General features: G+C 77.1%; 1 protein-coding gene. It reads left to right on the forward strand.

What is annotated here, in order from left to right; translation table 11 throughout:
- A partial coding sequence (locus tag ACWENR_RS27745; protein WP_452279897.1) for a type I polyketide synthase occupies positions 1-8,851 on the forward strand: 8,851 nt, incomplete at both ends.

An 8,851-nucleotide genomic window follows, 5' to 3' on the forward strand; every position in this document is an offset into this window, starting at 1 on the left:
GGGTCGACACGTTCCTGGAGGTCGGCCCGCAGAGCGTCCTGACCGCGATGACCGCCGACGTGCTGCCCGGCGACGCCGTGCTGGCCGTGGCCGCCCAGCGCAGGGACCGGCCCGAGGCGCACGCGCTGCTGCACGCCCTCGCCGAGCTGCACGTGCACGGCGTGCCGGTGACCTGGCAGTCGTGGTTCGCCGACACCGGCGCGCGCCGCGTCGACCTGCCCACGTACGCCTTCCAGCACCAGCGCTACTGGCCGGAGGGCACGCCGACGAAGCAGGCCGCTCCGGAGGGCGGCGACGCCGAGTTCTGGGCCGCCGTCGAGCGGGGCGACCTGGCCGCCCTCGCCGCCGAACTCGGCGACGGCGCCGAGGACCTGGACGCGCTCGGCCCGGCCCTGCCGCTCCTGGCGCGCTGGCGTCAGCACCGGTCGCGGGACACCGCCCTCGACGGGTGGTCGTACCGGGTCGCGTGGGAGCCGGTGCGGCCGGCCCCGGCGACCCGGCTGTCCGGACGGTGGCTGGTGGTCACCGTCGACAGCGGCGCCGACGCGGGCGTGGCGAAGACCCTGACCCAGGCGGGCGCCCGGGTGGACACGCTGACCGTGGCGTCCACCCTCGGCCGCGCCGACCTGGGTGAGCGGCTGCGCCGGATCGGCGCGGACGGCTGGGCCGGGGTGCTCTGCGTGCTGCCCCGGCAGGACCGGCCCCCGGCGCACACCCCGGCGGTGCCCGCCGGCGCGGCCGCGCTGCTCACCCTCACCCGGGCGCTCACCGACACCGGCCTGCCGGGACGGGTGTGGGCGCTCAGCCGGAACGCGATGCCGGTCACCGCGACGGAGCGGGCCGCCGACGTCTGGGCCGCCCTGGCCTGGGGGCTGGGCCGCGTCGTCGCCCTCGAACAGCCGGACCGCTGGGGCGGCCTGGTCGACCTGCCCGCCCGCGTCGACCGGAGCGCCGGGGACGCGCTGCTCGCCGTACTCGCCGACGCCGGCCACGACGAGGTGGCGATCCGCCCGCAGGGCACCTTCGGGCGGCGGCTGGTGCCGGCCGCGCCGCCGGCCGGGTCGGGCTGGCGGCCCGCCGGCACGGTGCTGGTGACCGGCGGTACGGGTGCGCTGGGTCGGCACGTGGCGCGCTGGTTGCTGGCCAACGGTGCCGGCGAGGTGGTGCTGGCGTCGCGGCGCGGCCCGGACGCGCCGGGCGCGGCGGAGCTGGTGGCCGAGCTGGGCGCGGTGCGGGTGGTGGCGTGCGACGTCACCGACCGAGCCGCCGTCGACGCCCTCGTGGCGGGCCTGCCGGAGCTGACCGCCGTCGTGCACACCGCCGGGGTCGTCGACGACGGCGTCCTCGACGGGCTCGACCTGACCCGCATGCAGACCGTCCTCGACGGCAAGGTCCGCGCCGCCCGGGTGCTGCACGAGGCCACCGCCGGCCGCGACCTCGACGCGTTCGTGCTCTTCTCCTCCCTCGCCGGGGTCGTCGGCAGCGCCGGCCAGGGCAACTACGCCGCCGCCAACGCCTACCTCGACGCGTTCGCGGCCTGGCGGCGCGGCCAGGGGCTGCCCGGCACCGCCATCGCCTGGGGCGCCTGGGCCGAGGACGGCATGGCCGCCGCGACCGCCGCCCTGACCGCCCGCCTCGCCCGGGGCGGCATCAACCCGCTCCCCGCCGCCGAGGCCGTCGCCGCCCTCGGCCGGGTCGTCAACGCCGCCGAGCCCGCGCTCACCGTCGCCGACGTCGACTGGGGACGCCTCGCCGCCGCCTGGGGCCGCCCCACCCCGCTGATCGCCGCCCTGCCCGGGGTGCCCGCCGTGCCCACCGGGCCCGCCCGCGCCGTGGTGGTCGGCCGGTCCCTGCCGCAGCTCACCGACCTCGTCCGCACCCAGGCCGCCGTCGTGCTCGGCTACCCGGCCGGCCAGCCGCTGCCCGACCGCACGTTCCGCGACCTCGGCTTCGACTCGCTCACCGCCGTCGAGCTGCGCAACCGGCTCACCGCCGAGACCGGCACGACCCTGCCCGCCACGCTCGTCTTCGACCACCCCACGGTCGCCGAACTCGCCGCCCACCTGCACGCCCGCAGCGCCGGCCAGGCCACCGGCGAGGTGGTCGCCGACGGCGCCGGCCGCGACCGCGAGCCGATCGCGATCGTCGCGATGAGCTGCCGGTTCCCCGGCGGCGTCGCCTCGCCCGAGCAGCTCTGGGACCTCGTCGCCACCGGCACCGACGCGATGAGCCTGATGCCCGCCGAGCGCGGCTGGAACCTCGCCGAGCTGTACCACCCCGACCCCGAGCACCTCGGCACCAGCTACGTGCGGGAGGGCGGCTTCGTCAACGGAGCCGGCGAGTTCGACCCCGCCTTCTTCGGTATCAGCCCCCGCGAGGCCCTCGCCATGGACCCGCAGCAGCGGCTGCTGCTGGAGACCACGTGGGAGGCGTTCGAGCGGGCCCGGATCGACCCGACCGCGCTGCGCGGCAGCCGCACCGGCGTGTACGTGGGCACCAACGGCCAGGACTACGGCTCGCTGCTGATGGCCGCCGGGGACGTCGACGAGAACTACCTCGCCACCGGCACCTCCGCCAGCGTCATCTCCGGCCGGCTCGCGTACGCCTTCGGGCTGCACGGCCCGGCGGTCACCGTCGACACCGCCTGCTCGTCGTCGCTGGTCGCGATGCACCTCGCCGCCCAGGCCCTCCAGGCGGGGGAGTGCGACCTCGCCCTGGCCGGCGGCGCCACCGTGATGGCCACCCCCGGCATCTTCGTCGGCTTCTCCCGGCAGCGCGGCCTCGCCGCCGACGGCCGGTGCAAGCCGTTCGCCGGGGCCGCCGACGGCACCGGCTGGGGCGAGGGCGTCGGCCTGCTGGTGCTCCAGCGGCTCTCCGACGCCCGCCGCGACGGCAACCCCGTCCTCGCCGTGCTGCGCGGCAGCGCCGTCAACTCCGACGGTGCCTCCAACGGCCTCACCGCCCCCAACGGTCCCGCCCAGCAGCGGGTCATCCGGCAGGCCCTCGCCAACGCCGGGCTCACCGCCGACCAGGTGGACGCCGTCGAGGCGCACGGCACCGGCACCACCCTCGGCGACCCCATCGAGGCGCAGGCGCTGCTCGCCACGTACGGCCAGGACCGCCCCGCCGACCGGCCGCTCTGGCTCGGCTCCATCAAGTCGAACATCGGCCACACCCAGGCCGCCGCCGGCGTCGCCGGGGTGATGAAGATGGTCCTGGCGATGCGGCACGGGGTGCTGCCGCCCACCCTGCACGTCGACGAGCCCACCCCGCACGTCGACTGGTCGGCCGGCGGCGTCGAGCTGCTCACCGCCGCCCGCCCCTGGGAGCCCGCCGACGGCGTACGCCGCGCCGCCGTGTCGTCGTTCGGCATCTCCGGCACCAACGTGCACACCATCCTCGAACAGGCCCCCGCCGACGAGCCGGAGTCCGAGCCGGAGTCCGCCGCGCCGGCCGGCGAGCTGCCCTGGGTGCTCTCCGGGCGCACCGCCGACGCCCTCGCCGCCCGCGCCCGGGACCTGCGGGCCCACCTCGACACCGTCGACGACGCCGCGCTGGCCGACGTCGGCTGGTCGCTGGCCGCCACCCGCGCGTCCCACGACCACCGGGCCGTCGTCTTCGCCGCCGCCCGCGACGAGCTGACCGCCGCCCTCGACGCGCTCGCCGACGGCCGGCCCACCCCGCGGACCGTCACCCGCGTCCCCGGCACGCCGGGCGAGGTGGCGTTCGTCTTCCCCGGCCAGGGCTCCCAGTGGGTCGGCATGGCCGCCGAACTCCTCGACACCGCCCCCGCCTTCGCGGAGAGGTTCGCCGCCTGCGCCGACGCGCTGCGCCCGTACGTCGACTGGTCGCCGACCGACGTGGTGCGCGGCGCGCCGGACGCCCCGTCGCTGGACCGGGTCGACGTCGTGCAGCCCACCCTGTTCGCGGTGAGCGTCTCGCTCGCCGCCCTCTGGGAGTCGTACGGGGTGCGCCCGGCCGCCGTCGTCGGCCACTCCCAGGGCGAGATCGCCGCCGCGTACGTCGCCGGGGCGCTCACCCTCGACGACGCGGCGGCCGTGGTGGCGCTGCGCAGCCGGATCATCGCCGGCATCGCCGGGGACGGCGGCATGGTCTCCGTCGCCACCACCGCCGACGAGGCCACGGAGACGATCGCCCGCTGGGGCGGCCGGGTCGCCCTCGCCGCCGTCAACGGCCCCACCTCCGTCGTGGTCTCCGGCGACAGCGCCGCCCTCGACGACCTCGTCGCCCACTACGAGTCCCGCGAGGTGCGGGTGCGCCGGATCCCGGTGGACTACGCCTCCCACTCCCGCCACGTCGAGCCGCTGCGCGAGCAGCTCCTGGAACTGCTCGCCGGGCTGCGCCCCCGCGCCGGCGACGTCCGCTTCCGCTCCACCGTGGACGGCGACTGGCTCGACGCCGCCGCCCTCGACGCCGACTACTGGTACCGCAACCTGCGGCAGACCGTCCGCTTCGACGAGGCGGTGCGCAGTCTCGTCGCCGCCGGCTACCAGACCTTCGTCGAGGTCAGCGCCCACCCGGTGCTCACCATGGCCGTGCAGGAGAGCGTCGAGCTGGCCGCCGCCGACCCCGGCGCGGCCACCGTCACCGGCACCCTGCGGCGGGGCGAGGGCGGCCTCGACCGCTTCCTCCGCGCCCTCGCCGAGGTGTACGCCGGGGGAGCGCCGGTGGACTGGCGGCCCGCGTTCGCCGGCCTCGCCGGCCGCCGCCGGGACCTGCCCACCTACCCGTTCCAGCGGCAGCTCTACTGGCCGCGGCCCGCCGAGGCCGCCGCCCCCACCGCCGCCGGCCCGGTCGCCGACGACGAGGTCGACGCCCGGTTCTGGGCCGCCGTCGAGGCGGCGGACCTGACCGCCCTCGCCGCCGAACTCGCCGACCCGGCCGAGGCCGGCGGCGTGCCCGAGGCCGCCTTCGCCGACGTGCTGCCGATCCTCGCCGCCTGGCGGCGCCGGCACCGCGACCAGGCCACCGTCGACTCCTGGCGGTACCGGGACAGCTGGCTGCCCGTCGCCGCCGACGGCCCCGGCGCGCCCGCCGTCACCGGCACGTGGTGGCTGCTCACCGGCCCCGACGACACCGCCGCCGCCCAGGCCGCGTTCTGCCGGGACGCGCTGGAACGGCACGGCGGCACCGTCGTACCGCTGGCGCTGGACACCGACCGCACGGACCGCGCGGCCCTGGCGGCCCGGCTGCGCGACCTCGCCGGCGCTGGCGCGCCCGCCGGGATCCTGTCGCTGCTGGCGCTCGACGAGGCCCCGGCCCCCGCCCACCCCTCGGTGCCGGTCGGCTTCGCCGGCACCGTCACCCTCACGCAGGCGCTCGGCGACGCCGGCCTGCGCGCGCCGCTGTGGTGCCTCACCCGGGGCGCCGTCTCCACCGACCCCGGCGACCCGCTGCCGCACCCGCTCCAGCAGCTCGCCTGGGGCTTCGGCCGGGTCGCCGCGCTGGAACACCCCGACCGCTGGGGCGGCCTCGTCGACCTCCCCGACGAGCTGGACGACGCCGCCGGCCGCCGGCTGGTCCGCGTCCTCGCCGGCGGCGACGGGGAGGACCAGGTCGCGCTACGGCGGGCCGGCGCGTTCGGCCGGCGGCTCCTGCACGCCCCGATCGGCGACGCGCCCGCCACCCGCGAGTGGCGGCCCACCGGCACCGCCCTGGTCACCGGCGGCACCGGCGCGCTCGGCGGGCACATGGCCCGCTGGCTCGCCGCCAACGGCGCCGCGCACCTGGTGCTGCTCAGCCGGCGCGGCCGGCAGGCCGAGGGCATCGCCGAGCTGGAGGCCGAACTCGTCGGCCTCGGCGCAAGCGTCACCGTCGCCGCCTGCGACGCCGCCGACCGCTCCGCGCTCGCGGCCGTCCTCGCGGACGTGCCGCCCGAGCACCCGCTGACCACGGTCGTGCACACCGCCGCCGTGCTCGACGACTCGGTGATCAACTCGCTGACCCTCGACCAGGTCGACCACGCGCTCAGCGCGAAGGTCACCGCCGCGCTCAACCTGCACGAGCTGACCCGTGACCGGCACCTCGACGCGTTCGTCCTGTTCTCCTCGATGGCCGGCACGGTCGGCAGCTCCGGCGTCGGCAACTACGCCCCCGGCAACGCGTTCCTCAACGCCCTCGCCGAGCACCGGCGCGGCCTCGGCCTGCCCGCCACCTCCATCGGCTGGGGCGCCTGGGGCGGCGGCGGCATGGCGGACGGCGAGTTCGGCCGGATGCTGCACCGTCACGGCGCCCCCGAGATGCCCCCGCGGCTCGCCGTCGCCGCCCTGCACCAGGCCGTCGAGCACGACGAGACGTTCCTGACCATCTCGAACATCGCCTGGGACCGGTTCTACGTCGCGTTCACCGCGACCCGACCCGGCCCGCTGATCGCCGAGATCCCCGAGGCGCAGGCGCTCGCCAGGACCAAGGGCATCGCCGAGGCGAAGCAGGCCGACGAGGCCGGCCCCGCCGCCGCGTTCACCCGGCTGAGCGCCGCCGAGCGCCAGCAGGCGCTGCTCGACCTGGTCCGCGACCAGGCGGCCATGGTCCTCAAGTACGCCGACGGCCAGGCCGTCGACCCGCACCACGCGTTCCGCGACCTCGGCTTCGACTCGGTGACCGCGGTGGAGCTGCGCAACCGGCTCGCCACCGCCACCGGGCTGCGGCTGCCGGTCACCCTGGTCTTCGACTACCCGTCCCCGACCGCGCTCGCCCGGCACCTGCACGAGGAGCTGGGCGGCGGGGCCGCCGCGACGGCGGAGACCGCCCCCGTGGCGCTCGGCGACGACGAGCCGGTGGCCATCGTCGCCATGTCCTGCCGCTTCCCCGGCGGGGCCAACGACCCCGAGCGGTTCTGGGACATGCTGCGCGCCGGCCGGGACGCCGTGTCCGACCTGCCGGGCGACCGGGGCTGGGACGTCGACCGGCTCTACGACCCCGACCCCTATTCCACCGGCACCTCCTACGTCCGCAGCGGTGCCTTCCTCTACGAGGCCGCCGAGTTCGACGCGGGCTTCTTCGGGATCTCGCCGCGCGAGGCCCTGGCGATGGACCCGCAGCAGCGGTTGCTGTTGGAGGCGTCGTGGGAGGCGGTGGAGCGGGCAGGGGTTGACCCGGCGGGGTTGCGGGGTTCGCGAACAGGGGTGTTCGTGGGCACGAATGGTCAGGACTATGGGGCCCTGTTGATGGTGGCCGGCGCGGACGAGGTGGAGGGGTTCGCGGGCACGGGCAACGCCGCGAGTGTGGTGTCGGGTCGGGTGGCGTACGCGTTGGGGTTGGAGGGGCCGGCGGTGTCGGTGGACACGGCGTGTTCGTCGTCGTTGGTGGCGTTGCACCTGGCGGTGCAGTCGCTGCGGCGCGGCGAGTGCGACCTGGCCTTCGCGGGTGGCGTGACCGTCATGGCGACGCCGGGGCTGTTCGTGGAGTTCTCCCGGCAGCGGGGCCTGGCGGCCGACGGCCGGTGCAAGGCGTTCGCGGCGGGCGCGGACGGCACGGGTTGGGGCGAGGGCGTCGGGGTGCTGCTGGTGGAGCGGCTGTCGGACGCCCGGCGCAACGGCCACGAGGTGCTGGCGATCGTGCGGGGTTCGGCGGTCAACCAGGACGGCGCCTCCAACGGCCTGACCGCCCCCAACGGCCCCTCGCAGCAGCGGGTGATCCGGCAGGCCCTCGCCTCGGCGCGGCTGTCGGCGGCGGAGGTGGACGTGGTGGAGGCGCACGGCACCGGCACCACCCTCGGCGACCCGATCGAAGCCCAGGCCCTGCTGGCCACGTACGGGCAGGACCGGGACGAGCCGCTGCTGCTCGGCTCGGTGAAGTCGAACATCGGGCACACCCAGGCGGCCGCCGGCGTCGCCGGCGTGATCAAGATGGTCCTCGCCATGCGGGCGGGCGTGGTCCCCGCGACGCTGCACGTGGACGAGCCGTCCCCGCACATCGACTGGGCCTCCGGCGCGGTCGAGTTGGCGACGGAGTCCCGGCCGTGGCCGGCGGTGGACCGGCCGCGCCGGGCGGCGGTGTCGTCGTTCGGCATCTCCGGCACCAACGCGCACGTCATCATCGAGACGGCCGAGGAGCCGCCCGCCGGGGGCGCGGAGCCCGACGCGGAACGCGGCCCCGGGCTGCTGGCCTCGGACGTCGTCGTCTGGCCCATGTCCGCGCGCTCGAAGGGTGCCCTCGCCGGTCAGGCCGCCCGGCTGGCCCGCCACGTCCGGCAGCACGACGGCCTGGACCCGAGCGCCGTGGCCTGGTCGCTCGCCACCACCCGGTCGGCGTTCGACCAGCGGGCCGCCGTGGTCGGGTCGACCGTCGAGGGCCTGCTGGCGGGGCTGGACGCGGTGGCGTCGGGCGCGCCGGCGGGGAACGTCGTCGCGGGCAGCGTGTCGTCGCACGGCGCGGGTCCGGTGTTCGTGTTCCCGGGTCAGGGCGCCCAGTCGGCGCGGATGGCGGCCGGCCTGGTGGGTCGTGCGCCGGTGTTCGACGCGAAGCTGACCGAGTGCCAAGGCGCCTTGGCCCCCTACCTCGATGTCGACCTTGTCTCGGTGCTCACGGGTGAGGACGAGTCGTGGTTGGAGCGGGTGGAGGTCGTGCAGCCGGTGCTGTGGGCCGTCGGCGTCGCCCTCGCGGCGGTGTGGCAGCACGCCGGTGTCACGCCGGCTGCGGTGATCGGTCACTCGCAGGGCGAGATCGGCGCCGCCTGCGTCGCGGGCATCCTCAGCCTCGATGACGCGGCGAAGGCCGTGGCGCTGCGGTCGCGGGCGCTGACGGTGCTGCGGGGCACGGGCACGATGGCGTCGATCGACCTGTCCGCCGACGCGGTGACCGCCCGTCTCGCGGCCTTCCCGGGTGTGGG

Source organism: Micromonospora sp. NPDC004336, assembly GCF_053602615.1.